Origin of the sequence: Cutibacterium acnes, assembly GCF_003030305.1 — a bacterium.
GTDB classification, from domain to species: Bacteria; Actinomycetota; Actinomycetes; order Propionibacteriales; family Propionibacteriaceae; genus Cutibacterium; species Cutibacterium acnes.
On sequence record NZ_CP023676.1, the window covers coordinates 2,169,115 to 2,183,936 of the forward strand.

At 60.6% G+C, this 14,822-nt stretch carries 14 protein-coding genes; 7 read left to right on the forward strand and 7 right to left on the reverse strand.

Annotated features, from left to right (window positions below):
- Positions 1-19: 19 nt before the first annotated feature.
- Positions 20-253, reverse strand: a complete 234-nt coding sequence (locus CPA42_RS10855; protein ID WP_002514484.1) for a hypothetical protein — start codon at positions 251-253, stop codon at positions 20-22.
- Positions 250-1,395 (reverse strand): inorganic phosphate transporter, encoded by a 1,146-nt coding sequence (locus tag CPA42_RS10860; RefSeq protein WP_002514485.1) that lies wholly within the window; start codon positions 1,393-1,395, stop codon positions 250-252. Before CPA42_RS10860 ends, CPA42_RS10855 begins: the two co-directional genes overlap by 4 nt.
- Positions 1,396-1,818: 423 nt before the next feature.
- Here CPA42_RS10860 and CPA42_RS10865 point away from each other — a divergent pair, with 423 nt between their 5' ends.
- Together CPA42_RS10865 and CPA42_RS13635 are read left to right on the forward strand one after the other, a co-directional pair.
- Complete coding sequence (locus tag CPA42_RS10865; protein ID WP_002516358.1) at positions 1,819-2,550, forward strand: response regulator transcription factor; 732 nt, start codon at positions 1,819-1,821, stop codon at positions 2,548-2,550.
- A gap of 200 nt (positions 2,551-2,750) precedes the next feature.
- Entirely contained in the window at positions 2,751-2,933 is a 183-nt protein-coding gene (locus CPA42_RS13635; RefSeq protein ID WP_002519483.1) for a hypothetical protein, read from the forward strand.
- Between the two features lie 124 nt (positions 2,934-3,057).
- Here CPA42_RS13635 and CPA42_RS10875 read toward each other — a convergent pair whose 3' ends face one another.
- The gene (locus CPA42_RS10875; RefSeq protein WP_002519484.1) at positions 3,058-3,267 is read right to left on the reverse strand and encodes a hypothetical protein; all 210 of its coding nucleotides are present in this window, start codon (positions 3,265-3,267) and stop codon (positions 3,058-3,060) included.
- 22 nt (positions 3,268-3,289) lie between these two features.
- Between CPA42_RS10875 and deoC the strand changes: the two genes are divergently transcribed.
- On the forward strand, positions 3,290-3,964 hold the full coding sequence (gene deoC / locus CPA42_RS10880) for a deoxyribose-phosphate aldolase (protein ID WP_002516188.1): 675 nt from the start codon (positions 3,290-3,292) through the stop codon (positions 3,962-3,964).
- 23 nt (positions 3,965-3,987) lie between these two features.
- Here the strand turns inward: deoC and CPA42_RS10885 are convergent, their stop codons facing one another.
- The 4 genes from CPA42_RS10885 to CPA42_RS10900 all read right to left on the reverse strand — a co-directional run bounded on the left by CPA42_RS10885 (position 3,988) and on the right by CPA42_RS10900 (position 10,085).
- Positions 3,988-4,716 (reverse strand): ThuA domain-containing protein, encoded by a 729-nt coding sequence (locus CPA42_RS10885; protein WP_002516291.1) that lies wholly within the window; start codon positions 4,714-4,716, stop codon positions 3,988-3,990.
- A 146-nt stretch (positions 4,717-4,862) separates the two neighbouring features.
- Positions 4,863-6,038: an FHA domain-containing protein gene (locus CPA42_RS10890; protein WP_002516272.1), complete on the reverse strand. Its 1,176-nt coding sequence runs from the start codon at positions 6,036-6,038 to the stop codon at positions 4,863-4,865.
- Between the two features lie 172 nt (positions 6,039-6,210).
- The gene (ppdK, locus tag CPA42_RS10895; protein WP_002516208.1) at positions 6,211-8,862 is read right to left on the reverse strand and encodes a pyruvate, phosphate dikinase; all 2,652 of its coding nucleotides are present in this window, start codon (positions 8,860-8,862) and stop codon (positions 6,211-6,213) included.
- Positions 8,863-9,200: 338 nt separating this feature from the next.
- Positions 9,201-10,085, reverse strand: a complete 885-nt coding sequence (locus tag CPA42_RS10900) for a pyruvate, water dikinase regulatory protein (RefSeq protein WP_002516217.1) — start codon at positions 10,083-10,085, stop codon at positions 9,201-9,203.
- 92 nt (positions 10,086-10,177) lie between these two features.
- Here CPA42_RS10900 and CPA42_RS10905 point away from each other — a divergent pair, with 92 nt between their 5' ends.
- The 4 genes from CPA42_RS10905 to CPA42_RS10920 all read left to right on the forward strand — a co-directional run bounded on the left by CPA42_RS10905 (position 10,178) and on the right by CPA42_RS10920 (position 14,807).
- A complete protein-coding gene (locus CPA42_RS10905) occupies positions 10,178-11,266 on the forward strand; it encodes a class I SAM-dependent methyltransferase (protein ID WP_002519485.1) in 1,089 nt (362 codons plus the stop codon).
- A gap of 79 nt (positions 11,267-11,345) precedes the next feature.
- Positions 11,346-12,203, forward strand: coding sequence for a phosphoserine phosphatase SerB (gene serB, locus CPA42_RS10910; RefSeq protein ID WP_024513517.1), 858 nt, complete (start codon positions 11,346-11,348; stop codon positions 12,201-12,203).
- Between the two features lie 2 nt (positions 12,204-12,205).
- The gene (locus tag CPA42_RS10915) at positions 12,206-13,015 is read left to right on the forward strand and encodes an aldose epimerase family protein (protein ID WP_002519486.1); all 810 of its coding nucleotides are present in this window, start codon (positions 12,206-12,208) and stop codon (positions 13,013-13,015) included.
- Between the two features lie 277 nt (positions 13,016-13,292).
- Positions 13,293-14,807: an acetyl-CoA hydrolase/transferase family protein gene (locus CPA42_RS10920; protein ID WP_002516227.1), complete on the forward strand. Its 1,515-nt coding sequence runs from the start codon at positions 13,293-13,295 to the stop codon at positions 14,805-14,807.
- Positions 14,808-14,822 lie beyond the last annotated feature (15 nt).

A 14,822-nucleotide genomic window follows, 5' to 3' on the forward strand; every position in this document is an offset into this window, starting at 1 on the left:
GCAGCTTCCGCACTTCACGTCAGTGAAAATACGGGATAAGCAGGTATAACCCATACAAGACGATGAGGCCTGCGACGCCAATCGCCGTCCAGCCCAGAGCCACCAACCCGGCGGCACCGTCGCTGCCAGCCTCCGCGCGCGCATGCGCCCGATCGAGCATTAGTGCCCCACCCGAAACGACGGAGACAATGAGAACGGTGGCCACGACGGTGACGACGGACACCAGCCCTAGCGAAGTCCAATCAATATTCATGCTGCAGTCCCTCCGGCTACGGCGGAGCCCTTACGGACGCCCACCTGGGTGGAGTCATTAACGTTCCTATGGTCAACCTTGTGCTGGTTGGCCTGACGGACAATCAGTGCGGCCATGACAGCCAGCAAGCCGAGGTCGACAATGACGCCCCAAGTGCCGGCACCGGCGACGGCTGAGGTGACGGCACCAACGAGAGCGGCCGCCGGCAGCGTGACGAGCCACGCGATAACCATCTTTCCAGCGGTGGCCCAGCGAACCTCAGTGTGACGGCCGATACCCGAGCCCAGAATCGATCCCGAACAGACATGGGTGGTCGACAGGGCGAAGCCCAGGTGCGAAGAGGCCAGAATCGCGGCAGTGGAGGCCGTCTCAGCCGCAAAACCCTGCGGAGACTCGATATCACATAGACCTTTGCCCATGGTCCGCATGATGCGCCAACCACCCGAGTAGGTACCTAGACCGATGGCGCACCCCGCAGCCAGGATGACCCACCACTCTGGGCCAGTGCCGGAGGCCTGGTATCCAGCGGAAATGAGGACCAGGGTAATGATGCCCATCGTCTTTTGACCATCAGAGGTGCCATGCGCGAGAGCGACCATGGAAGCTGAGACTCGCTGGCCGTTAAGGAACATCCGCGAAGAGTGGTGGGCAGTGTGGTTGGTGATGCGGTAAGCCAGCCACGTGGCCACTAAGGCCGCGATACCCGCAACAAAAGGGGCAACCAAGGCCGGTAGAACGATCTTGCTCATGATCTTGCCAGCGTCGATGCCACTCATACCAGCCTCAACCAACACAGCACCGATAAGGCCACCAAAGAGAGCATGGGAGGAGCTGGATGGCAGACCGAACAGCCACGTTGCCAGATTCCAAATGATGGCACCGATAAGTCCAGCAAAGACCATGGGAGCAGTCACCAGGTGATCGTTGACGATACCGCCCGAGATCGTCTTGGCGACCTCAGTCGACAGGCACGCGCCAATGACGTTGAGCACAGCCGCGATGATGACGGCCACCTTGGGCTTGAGTGCCCCGGTTGCCACCGACGTTGCCATAGCATTGGCTGAGTCGTGGAAGCCGTTAGTGAAGTCGAATGCCAACGCCGTCACAACGACGATGACCACGATTAACAGAGTCGAACTCATGCAAGATCCTTCGTGCGGGCCGTAACGCCCCCGGACGGCAAGCTGGGATCCCCCGCCCCTTACCGGAGCGGGGAGGACGGTCAGCCAGAACCCGGGAGCAGCTCCAGCCGGCTGACACGTTACGCCCAGTTGGCCTATCTTCGCGCGGCGGGATCACCTCAGATGACATCAAGGTAAACGATTTTCACCCGACACGCTGCCGTCCGACACAAAACTCCGTCGTGTAAACCCGACTTCACGCGGTGTTTGACAGCGCAGCTCCAACTATCGCACCGCTCCGCTAGCGCTGTTGTTAGCCAAGAGTTCACCATGACTTCACATCAGCCCCGGCCGCAGCAGGCGTTACACCGTTGCCCATCTTCACAGGAATATAACAGGAGACCCATAAGGCAAAACGGACTTTCCACGTGAAACCCTTAATCCATGGCATTCCCCACGCAACCTTCCAGATTCACCCGCGCTGACGGGTCCCCCATCCGCGTCCTGGTCGTTGAGGACGAACCGAGCCTCACTGGGTTGCTCTCCATGGCCATGCGTTACGAGGGATGGGACGTCACCACCGCTAATTCCGGTGCTCATGCCGTCCACGAAGCACAGGCCACCCGCCCTGACGTCATCGTCCTCGACATGAGGCTGTCTGATTTCGACGGTCTCGAAGTCATGAGGCAGATCCGAATAAACCAGCCCACTGTTCGGGCGGTTTTCCTTACTGCCAAAGACGCCGCTAGTGGCCGTATCGCTGGCCTCACCGCCGGCGGGGATGACTACGTCACCAAACCTTTCTCCCTCGAAGAGGTCATCGCCCGGTTACGCGCCCTCCTGCGCCGTTCGGGGGCCACCGAACCCAAGCCCGACTCCATGTTGACGGTTGGAGACCTCACCCTTGACGAGGACTCCCGGGAGGTACGCCGAGCAGGCGAAGAAATCCACCTGACGACCACCGAGTTCGAGCTGCTGCGCTACTTCATGCGCAACCCCAAGCGAGTGCTCTCCAAAGCCCAGATCCTTGACCGAGTGTGGAATTACGATTTCAGAGGTCAAGCCAATGTCGTCGAGTTGTACATCTCTTACCTGCGCAAGAAGATCGACAGGGGACACAAACCGATGATCCACACCATGCGTGGGGCAGGTTACGTTCTCAAACCTGCAGAATGAGAGCGTCCAAGCGATTTCTCTCCTAGCCCGCCTATAGGCGATCACCCGCTCGCCTCGCGCTGGAACGAATCCCCCCAAAGCACAGGTCTGCATGACATCTGGATCTATGACCTCTCGAGTCCTCCCCAATGACCTCAAGTTAGCATCACGTCTATAAAGCTTCTATCCCCTTCGTGAGGCAATATGCCCCCAAGATTGGGATGACGATAAGACGAATAAATGTAATAACGGTACACGCTGTCGTCATTAATGACAGCGTATACATTAACCCCGAAGACCTCAAAGACTGGAACAGTCTCACAGGGCAAGAGAGAATCTTGCCGGTGAGACGCCGTGGTGAGCGCAAGAATACTATGACAGAAAGCCACTTGACTACCATCTAGCTATTAGCATGGGTCTTGCAGGGGCATGAATTACCTCCATGAAGGATAATGCCGTATGTGTCAAAAGGATGCCCACGAGCTGATTGACATGGCCACCGACTTCATGAATCGGCGTCCCCAGCTTTCACGTGGCGGCCATTTTGAAATCCTTGAACATGATGGCATTAGCCGCCTTTTCTATCACAGGGCTTCCTGCTGCCACTGGTATGATGTTCCTCATTCGGGGAAGCATTGCACGTGGTGTAGCAGGCTCAGCGTCGAAGAGCGCAGACGCCGCCTGATGGGACTGCTGGAACAGGAGACCACTAACGACAAGCCAGTAGGCTGGAGGCACTTACCCAAGACAAGGAGCTGGCATGTCCTCTGCCCCACTGTCTGCCACCGAGTTGGCCGGCATGATCGATCACACCCTGCTGACCCCTGAGGCCACCCACAACGACGTCGCCAAGCTGGTCGCCGATGCCAAAAAATATGGGACGTGGTCGGTGTGCGTATCGCCATCGATGCTGCCGTTGAACCTCGACATGGGTGACGTGCATCTGGCCGTCGTGTGCGGGTTTCCGTCAGGCAAGCACACCAGCGCAGTAAAGGCTGCTGAGGCTCGTGAGGCCATCGCCGCAGGGGCCGAGGAGGTCGACATGGTGATCAACCTTGGTCTGGTAAAGGAGGGACGCTGGGAGGACGTCACCGCCGATATCGCTGCCGTCAAGCAGGCCGTCCCGGATCCGAAGATCCTTAAGGTCATTATCGAGTCGGCGGTGCTGACCGACGACGAGATCGTGCGGGCATGCCAGGCTGCCGAGAAGGCCGGCGCCGACTTCGTCAAGACGTCGACGGGATTCCACCCACGTGGCGGCGCAAGCGTCGAGGCCGTCAAGGTCATGGCTGACACTGTTGGTGGACGTCTGGGCGTCAAAGCGTCCGGCGGCATCCGCGACTACCAGACGGCATGCGCGATGGTCGAGGCCGGGGCGACGCGTCTAGGAGTTTCCTCGACCGCCAAGATCCTTGCCGGAGCTCCCACGGAGTGACGCCGTGCGTAGCGTTGACGCTGTCAAAGCACGGGCTGAGTCAACGACGGATTAACCTCAGCCGCGCCCTTGGCGGCAGCCTCGCGACGTTTCCAGTTAAGCAGCCACGAGACCTCGTTGCACAATAGCTGGCGTCGCGACGCCGAGTAGTACGAGCGCGGCGAATGGCCCAGACCGTCATATACGACGCTATTGCCCATCACCCAGCACATCGGGTGGAATTCCTCTCCGGTCTCGTGGAACAGCAGCGGGGTCGCGAGCGGGTTGATGTCCAGGTCGGAGTAGCGCTCGTCATAGACCACTACCTGCTCAACACCACGCAGAATCGGGTGATCTGCCGCTTCCGGCATGGGCTCAAAGACGGCGTAGGACCTCTCAGGATGTCCGCTCACTCCTAGCACCCACTTACCGCCAAGAATGGACGACCACAGGTCCCAGTCACAGAAGGTGTTGCACGCAGTGTGTAGTCCGAGGATTGGCTTGCCAGCCTCGTGATGTTCCAGGATCTTGCTGTGGGCGCGCGACCACTCCGGGATGTAGTCCCACTCTTCCTCCGGGTCGCCACCCCCGGTATTAACGATGAGCAGATCCGCGCCGGCGAGGTGATCCAAGGCCTCCGGATACGATCGCCTCACCTCCACCTGATGGCCCCGCTCAGTCAAGACCTGGGAGACAGCCTCGGAGGTTGCGTCAAAATCGTGGATGTTGTCCGCATAACGCCCAGCTCCCGACAACACGAGAATGTGTCCCATCGGACTTCCTTCCTGATTCTGGGTAAACCCAAGGAATCACACTAGGAGACTAACTCGCAAAGGGCGAACCGGTGACGTTACAGCTTGGTGTCGAAATCTCCTCCCGAAACGAGGGCAGCGTCGTTCCAGGACATCCACGCCCAGAGTCAGCCTTGATAAGCCTCGATAGTGATGACAACTCCGTCACCTAGATCGACCGAATCACCGATGGACAGGTCGACCGTCTGGCCGCTCTCCAACTGCAACGGCTCCTGGCCGATGCGGCAAACGACGGTGCCGTTCGTCGAATGCATGTCAGTGACCTCGATCCCCCACTGGCCAGGAGCGACCTTGACGTGGGTACGGCTAATGTCCTGCCCCGGCGACGGCACCCGCATGATGTCCTCGCCATTATCGCCTCGCGGAGCCCGCCCAATAAGAACAGGACCGTAGAGGTGGGTCACCTCTCCGGTGCTCGAGACGAGGGTGGCAGCCGCAGCGTCCGACTGCGAAGACAGACGGTCGCTCGTCGAGATCGACGCAAAGCGCCAGTCGCCATGGGAATCATCCTGAGAGCGAACTGGGGCAACAGCATCCTCACCGTCAGACTCCCGGGCCTCGTCACTTGTGGCGGACTCGGTGACAGACGCAGGCCCGACGGCGGTCTCAGGAACCTCGCCCGGGGCCGGAACCTCCACGAATCCGGGAGCGCGGTCCTCATCATCGGGTGCCTCGCCTGACCCGGCGTCCTCACCCGTCTCATCAGAGCCCTCAGACTCGTCAGCCTTGTGAGCCTCGTCCGACTCTGATGTCCACGGCTTGAGCGCATCGTCACCTAACACGCGTGGACGATGGACTTCGTCGGTCTGCGGTACGATGAAGGGCTCAACATTGCCGGTGGCATCGATGATGAGTTTGCTCGCCTGGGCAACACCTAGCAGCAATGGCATCGATAGTCCCTGCCCAGCCTGCTCCATTTCGACGACGATGGTCGCCGGGTTCAGTTTCTTCTCGCTCCACGTCAACAGACCGTCACCGTGGTTGACGATCTCGCCGGTGGAGGCGTCCTTGACGACGATCTGGCCACGCGCCAGGGAATACATCTCCCCATCCACCCAAAAGAACGCCCCCAAGCTGGGCATCTTGGCCAGCCCGATGATCGAGAGGGTTTCAACAAGCGACTCGGGATCCTTGGCCTCGGCTACGTGCCGCCAGATGGACGACACCAGGCCGGAGTGGCGCGGGGCAGCTGGCTGCATGACGACGAGACTGCTCGGCCCAGTCAGCACCACCCAGGAACCAGGGATGTAGGTGGCACGCCAAGCACCGAAAGTCTGGGACATTGATCCTCCAGAAGTCGAGGCACGATTAATGCCATTATTCCGCGACTATGGACCCGAGTCGACGAACCCCCTCCAATCGGATGCGAAGTAGCCGGTACATACCGGCGTGTATGCGGCCTCTCCACCACGATGGAGAGGCCGCAGAATCACACATCAATAATGCGATGGCAGATCACTTCTCCTGCTGGGAGATGACTGCCTGGGCCGCAGCGAACCGCGCGATCGGTACACGGAACGGCGAGCAGGACACGTAATCGAGCCCAGTCTTGTTGAAGAAGTGGATCGAGTCCGGATCGCCACCGTGCTCACCGCAGACCCCGACAGACAGCTCTGGATTAGTCTTGCGGCCCTTTTCAACGGCTCCGGCAACGAGCTGGCCGACGCCCTCTTGGTCGATCGAGGCGAACGGGTTGTCCTTGAGGACCTTAGTGCGCAGGTACTCAGTGAGGAAGCCATTCTCGGCGTCGTCACGGCTGATGCCCAGCGTGGTCTGGGTCAGGTCGTTGGTACCGAAGCTGAAGAAGTCAGCAACTTCGGCAATCTTGTCGGCAACCAGGGCGGCACGCGGCAACTCGATCATGGTTCCGATCTTGACGTCGACCTTGGTACCGGCAGACTCGAACTCTTCATCGATGGCCTGCTGAACGATCCGACGATGGGTCTCAAGCTCGATTGGGGTGAAGACCAACGGGATCATGATGTGGATCTGGACGGTCTCACCCTCCTTCTTGAGCACCGACAGGACAGCGCGAATAATCGCGCGGGCCTGCATGTCAGGAATCTCCGGGTAGAGCATGCCAAGACGGCAACCACGGGTACCGAGCATCGGGTTCTGCTCGTGCAGCTTCTTCACCTGGGCCAACAGACGACGTTCCTTGTCGAGCTCACCAGCGTCAGCACCCTGGTTCTCCATCTTCTGAACCTTGAGGGACTGCTCAACGAGGTTCGGCAGGAACTCGTGAAGAGGCGGGTCAAGCAACCGGACAGTGACGGGCAGGCCCTTCATCGCGGTGAAGATACCCTCAAAGTCATCCTGCTGCATAGGCAGGATCTTGTCGACGGCTGCCTGACGCTCCTCCGGAGTGTCCGCGGTGATCATCTCGTGCATGGCCGGCAGACGATCAGCACCGAAGAACATGTGCTCGGTGCGGCACAACCCGATGCCCTCGGCACCCAGCTCGCGAGCCTTGGCAGCGTCGGTGGCATTGTCGGCGTTGGCCTCAACACCTAGGCGACGGATCTCGTCGGCCCAGGAGAGCACCTCCTGGAAGTCCGCGTTGATCTGCGGTGGAATGAGCTTGAGGCCGCTGGCGAAGACCTCACCAGTGGATCCGTCAAGGGTGATCATGTCCCCCTCGTGGATGACGGTGTCACCAATGGTCAGGGTGGCGGCCTTAGCGTCAATCTTGATGCCACGAGCGCCGGCAACGCAGGGCTTGCCCATGCCACGGGCGACAACGGCCGCGTGGGAAGTCATGCCACCGTGGGCAGTCAGAACGCCCTGGCTGACGATGACGCCGTGAATGTCGTCAGGGGTGGTCTCAAAGCGAATGAGGACAACCTTCTCGCCCTTAGCGCCACGCTCAGCAGCAACGTCAGCGTCGAAGACAGCCTCACCAACAGCAGCACCCGGGGAGGCCGGCAAGCCCTCGGCAACTGGCTGCTCGCTGTGGTCCGGGTCGATCGCCTCGTGCAAGAGCTGATCAAGCTGAGCCGGCTCGATCCGCATGAGGGCTTCTTCCTTGGTGATGACCCCCTCGTCAACGAGGTCGCGAGCCACCTTGAGGGCCGCAGCAGCAGTACGCTTACCGTTACGGGTCTGCAGCAGGTAGAGCTTGCCATTCTCGACGGTGAACTCCATGTCCTGCATATCGCGGTAGTGCGACTCCATCTTCTTCATGGTGTCGATGAGGTCGTGGTAGGCCTCCGGAAGCACTTCCTCCATCTCGGCGAGGGAACGCGGGGTGCGGATACCAGCAACGACGTCCTCGCCCTGAGCATTAACGAGGAACTCACCATAGAGCTCCTTCTCACCGGTGGCAGGGTTACGGGTGAAGCAGACACCGGTAGCGGACGTGTCGCCACGGTTGCCGAAGACCATCTGCATGACATTGACGGCGGTACCCAAGTCGTCGGGAATCTTGTTGGCTTTGCGGTAGACGAAGGCACGCGGGTTGAGCCAGGAACGGAAAACGGCGTCAACGGCACGCATCAGTTGCTCACGCGGATCGGTTGTCCAGTTCCCACCGAGCTGCTCGTTCGACAGCTTCTTGAAGGTGTCAACGAGACCCTTGAGGTCATCGGCACTCAGATCGGTGTCGGACTCGACGCCTTTCTTCTCTTTAAGGGCGGTCAGGGCATCCTCGTAAATGTGAGCGTCGATACCCTCGACGACCTCGCCGTACATTTGGATGAAGCGGCGGTAGCAGTCCCACGCAAACCGCTCATTGCCAGCTTCCTTAGCGATGGCCTCAACGGTGTCGTCAGAGATGCCGAGGTTGAGGATGGTGTCCATCATGCCGGGCATCGAGATCACGGCGCCAGATCGCACGGAGACCAGCAGCGGCTTCTTGTCGTCACCGAGGACGCGACCGGTGCGCTCCTCAAGTCGCTTAAGGCCGTCCCATACTTGGGACTCCAGATCTTCGGGCCACTCACCCTTCCTCGTCATGGTGTCCACGCAGGCTTCGGTGGTGACGGTAAACCCGTCGGGCACCGGGACGCCGAGACGCTTCATCTCGGCAACTCCTGCGCCCTTGCCGCCGAGCAGCGGTTTCATTTCCGCACTGCCCTCGGACAAGTCATACACGTAACGGTCAGTCATGACTGATCTCCTTCGATCTGTGTCAGCCTGTTCAGCAAATCACGGCGATCGGGCCCGTGCGACTGCGTAGCGGACCCGAGGCCCAGCCCTCAGTTGGGCCGGATATGGTCATTCTTTCACGCTCGTGGGGCATTTTCACTAGCAGCAACCACCGAGAATGACGAATATCACCAAGTCATCGTCATATCGCGCGGTCTCCGGCAGCGGTGAGTACAGCGGCGGTCCCTGATGCGCAGCTCTCATTCTTCCTCACAGCGCGTGAAAGCACGGACCACAGAATTACGACGAGCGCAAGCTCCGCCGCCATCACGCCTTCCGACCTCTGTGACTCTTCGCAGTCAGGGGCGCATGCGATACGACCCCGCAGGCTTGCGCAACCGGGTACCCGCCGTCTTGGCTCGCTGATCAACGACGTCAATGACCTTCGTCGCCGACTCCTCCAAGGCCAGGCCGGTCGTGTCAATGATGGGGCACCCCAGCCGACGCTGAATCTTGCCACCCTCGTCCAGCTCCTCGTAAATCGCGGCGAGGTCCGCGTACCCGTCCTCATTACCAAAACCGCCCAATCCACGCACTCGGCGACCACGGATTTCCAGCAGACGCTGAGCGTCAATCGTCAACCCAACAATGCGCCATCGGTCCACCGCAGCGAGCTCGGTCGGCGGAGCGATGCCAGGAACCAGCGGGACGTTAACCGTCTTGTAGCCTAAGTACCCCAGGTAGATCGATAACGGCGTCTTTCCTGATCGGCTCACACCTACCAGGCAAATATCAGCCTCGGTCAGGCGGTCGGGAATAGCGCCATCGTCGTTACGGACTGCGAATTCCATCGCGGAGATCCGGGTGAAATAGTCGGCCTCAACACCCACCGGACGGCGCGGTACCGCGTCGGCATCTAGGCCAGAGGCCTCCTCCATCGCCTCGAGCATCGGACCCATAAGGTCGAGCTCACGAATGCCCATCTCTTCACACGCATCGGAGACCATTCGGCGCATATCGGGCAGCACCAAGGTATGCACAACGCACACCCACTGCCCAGCCTCGTGAGCCTCTGAGACAGCCTCAAGGGCCGAAACCATTTCCGGGACGGTGCCGATCATGGGGTGGCGCACGATGTGCCAATGGGCCCCCTCGAACTGACTGCGGGCGGCCCGAGCCAGACGAACGGCGGTCTCACCCGTCGAATCAGCGATGACGTGTATTTCCAGGGGCGACTCTGCCATGTCGCCATCTTAGGACTGCCACACCCTGACTCTATGCCGCCACTACCGCGCAACGACTATCCATAGCTGCGGAGAAACATCCCAACAAGACAATGTTAACGTTACCATCAGCGCTTACTGACAGCTCCGAACAGCATCGCCAAGTCGGCGCCCTCCCGATCTGGGAGACTGCCACCATGGATGCTGCCACCCGGGACCCCGTTGACGAGCTCATCGCCGCCGAATCACCGCACGCCGACTCAGTGTGGGTGTTGGGGCGTCCTTCCTTGATGCATATGGCCGAGGGACGGGTTGCGGCGTGGGCTGATGACTGCCGCGATCTCGCCGACATCCCTGAAGCCATCCGCCTCAACCCCTTAACCGCAGGCGACGTTTCAGACAGCCCCGTGGTGTGGATGGGCCTGCCAGCCAGCCTCGACGAACTCGACGAACTGTTAGGAACGCTGTGGCGCATCCTTGGCCCCGATGCCCATGTCGTCGCCGGTGGGCGCATCAAGCACATGAGCCGGTCGATGAATGACGTCGCCGCCCGCTGGTTTAACGAGGTCCACGCCAGCCTCGGGGTGCGCAAAGCCCGTGTGCTGCACTTCTCGTCACCTCGGCAGCGCCCCGCCATCACCGGTACATGGCCGCGCACCAACACCGTCAACGGATTGACGATCCGAGCCCACGGAGGTGTCTTCCACACCGCCGGAGTCGACGCCGGAACCTCCCTGCTACTCGACTACCTCGACGCCATCGCAGCCGACGTCCACTCCGACGCCGTCGATCTGGGGTGCGGGAATGGTGTCATCTCCGCCCATTTGGCGCGACTGCTCCCCCAGGCCACGATTCACGCTACCGACGTGTCATGGCAAGCCATTGATTCCACCCATCTCACCGCTCAGGCGAACCAGCTCGACATCGTCACTCATTGGTGCGATGGTCTAGTCGATATACCCAATGAGAGCGTCGACGTCGTTGTCACCAATCCGCCCTTCCACCGTGGCACCGCCCAGGATCACGCCCCGACCCTGGCCATGCTGGCTGACGCCGCACGCGTGCTACGCCCCGGCGGGACTCTGTGGTGTGTATACAACAACCACCTGCCGTGGGCGTCTCATGTCCAGCGCACTGTTGGGCCGACCCACCAAGTCGTGCGGAATCGTCGATACACCGTCATCCGAACAGTGCGTCGATAAGCCGAAAGCCCTCAAGCCCGCACCGCGCCAAAGGCCGTGACCTCGACCAAACCCGCCCAAACGCACCTACCGTAGTCTCATGAATTCTCGCGTCATCCTCGTCAGCGACGATCGCTCCAGCCTTCGCTCCCCCGACACCCTGCTATGGCCCGATGCGGCCTGTATGCGCGGCATTCACACCGGTGAGTGGACCGCCCATATTTTCGAATACGCCATGTCCTTCGAGGGCAATATGACGCAAGTGCGTGAGCTCGCTGCCGCCAACGGTGTCGGTGTGCTGCATCCCCACGGCGCCCTGGCCACCGATCCGCCTAGTCTCATCGTCTGCGACGTTGACTCGACCGTCACACGCACCGAGGCCATCGATCTACTCGCCGAGTGCGCCGGGAATGCCGATGAGGTCCGCGAGATCACCGCCCGCGCCATGGTCGGAGAACTGGACTTCACACAGTCCCTGTACGCCCGAGTCAGGTGTCTGGAAGGGTTGCATATCGGGGCCCTCGAAGAGGCGTGGAAAGCCACCGTCATCGCCCCTGGGACAGCCGAGCTAGTGGCCGCTGCACATGACGTTGGGGCTGCCGTCGGATTGGTATCTGGCGGGTTCACGGCCATAGTCGATCCGTTGGCCGAACAGATCAGGGCTGATTTCGCAGCGTCCAATGAGCTCGAGATCGTCGATAATCACCTCACCGGACGAGTGGTTGGTGACATCATCGACCGGGCTGCAAAGGCAACCTGGCTACGTCGCTGGGCCTCGGAACGTGGGGTCGCTCTTGAGCGAACAATCGCCCTAGGGGATGGAGCTAACGATCTTGACATGTTCGCTATCGCTGGGCTGCCGATTGCCTTCTGCGCTAAGCCGGTCGCCGTCGAGGCTGCACGAAACACCATCAGGTGTGAGCGGATAGACACAGTCCGCGCCGTGTGGGCCCACTGACCATGATCATAAAGAGCATGAGTACCCTTCCTGGAACCCTTCATTCGGCCCATAATGGCACTTGGCAGGTAGCAGAGCATGGCTGCCAAGTGTTGGCCTGGCAAGCCGACGACAAGCCCGTCATCTGGTTCGACGCCGAGCATGCTGACGAGTCCGAGGCCGTGATCCGGGGAGGAATCCCGCTGTGTGCCCCGTGGTTTGGTCACGGCCCCAACAATGATCAGGACCCCCAGCATGGTCTAGCCCGTCGCACCGACTTCGAAGTAACGGTCGCTGATCCCTTCCGCGTTGTCGGGGTTGCTGAGACCGCGTCCATCGGAATCCGTCACGAGGTTGTCATGACGAACACAGCCTTAGAAATGACGCTTACTCTCACCAACCATGATCAGAAACCACGCGTCGTCGAGGGGATGTGGCACACCTACCTGCGCGTCGCAGATGCCGCACAGGCACGGGTCAGGGGCGTTCGCGGCGCCAGCTGGCACAACTTCGCGACCGGCGACAAGGGGTCCTTCGACGCCAACGAGCTTGCCGTAGCTCCTGATACTGACACCGTCATCCAGGGAGTCGGGCCCGCCCTAGCCCTCCTCGATTCAGCGTGGGGACGCCAGATCCACGTGGAGACAACAGGGTGTCCCAGTGCCGTGGTCTGGAATCCACGCTCCTCGTCGACACATGCCGATAACCCGACAGCCCAGGCATGGCGCGATTTCGTATGCGTCGAGACCGGGGCCTGCAAGGACAATGCGGTCATTGTTGCCCCACACAGCGACCTCACCATGTCCACACGGATCAGCGTCGAAACGTTGTGATCATGGCCAAGATCGGACGCCGCGGAGGCCACACTCGACCAGACATGTGGGGCAGTGTCACGAACATCCGTGCAAACACTTCACCTGTCCACGAGCAACAGTGCTCACCCGACTCCAAATAGCAGGGGTAGCTCATCCCGTTCTAAAGAACGCCATATACAGTGATGTCACGGTTTCGGACCGCCTTCACCGGGAACGAAACAGTGTTTCTTCGACGGTTCACAGGTAGTGCTGTGTGCCGTCACCGACAACCAGCCGCACGGCGGCAGGAGGACAGATGTCAGAGCGGATTGCCAACGCAGCCCTGCGTCAGAAAGTGATGAGCGCGGACGACGCGGCTGCCCTCATCCATGACGGCGACCAGATCGGATTCGGTGGATTCACTGGGTCGGGCTACCCCAAGGAACTTCCAGGCGCACTGACCAAGCGCATCCAAGAGTCCCACGGCCGTGGTGAGAAGTTCACCGTCAACGTCTTCACCGGAGCCTCGACCGCTCCTGAACTCGACGGCGCCCTCGCCTCTGTCGACGGCATCGGCTGGCGTATGCCGTACCAGTCCGATCCCCAGATGCGAAGCAAGATCAACGACGGCACCTCCTTCTATACCGACATCCATCTGTCGGAGTCGGGCATGATGGTGCGTCAGGGCTTCTTCGGCAAGGTCGACTTCGCCGTCATCGAGGCCACACGAATCACCGCGGACGGGGATGTCGTCCTCACCTCGTCGGTTGGCAACAACGCGGTCTACTGTGACACCGCCGAGAAAGTCATCATCGAGGTAAATTCGTGGCAGTCCGAGGACCTCGAAGGAATGCACGACATCTACGGTGGTTTTGCGCTTCCTCCGAACCGGGTGCCGATCCCGATTACCCATCCCGGTGACCGGATCGGTGACAAGTTCCTCCACATCCCCCAGAACAAGATTGTGGCGATCATCGAGACCGCAGGCCCCGACCGCAACACCCCGTTCAAGCCGATCGACGACGACTCTCGCAAGATCGCCGGATTCCTGCTCGACTTTTATGACAACGAGGTCAAGCAGGGACGCATCCCCAAGAACCTGCTGCCGCTCCAGTCCGGCGTCGGCAACATCCCGAACGCCGTTCTTGACGGCCTGCTTCACTCCGACCTGGAGCATCTGACCTCGTACACCGAGGTGATCCAGGACGGCATGATCGACCTCATCGACGCCGGCAAGCTTGACGTCGCCTCCGCTACCGCCTTCTCGCTGTCGCCTGACTATGCGCACAAGATGAACGAGAATGCAGCCTTCTACCGCGATCACATCATTTTGCGCCCGCAGGAAATTTCGAACCACCCCGAGGTCATTCGCCGCCTCGGCGTCATCGGCGCTAACGGCATGATCGAGGCCGACATCTATGGCAATGTCAACTCGACCCATGTCATGGGCTCGCGGATGATGAACGGCATCGGTGGATCCGGCGACTTCACCCGCAATGCCTACATTTCGGCCTTCGTGTCCCCATCGACAGCCAAGGGTGGCGCCATCTCGGCGATCGTCCCGATGGTCTCCCACGTCGACCACACCGAGCACGACGGCATGGTTATCATCACCGAGCAAGGCATCGCTGATCTGCGTGGCCTGGCCCCACGCCAGCGCGCCCCGAAGATCATCGAGAACTGTGCCCACCCGGACTACCGTCCGATGCTGCTCGACTACTACGAGCGTGCGCTGCGCGACTGCAAGTTCAAGCACACCCCGCACCTGCTGGGTGAGGCGTACTCATGGCACACCCGGTTCCTCGAGACCGGCACCATGAAGAAGGACTGAGGTCTGACTTACAAC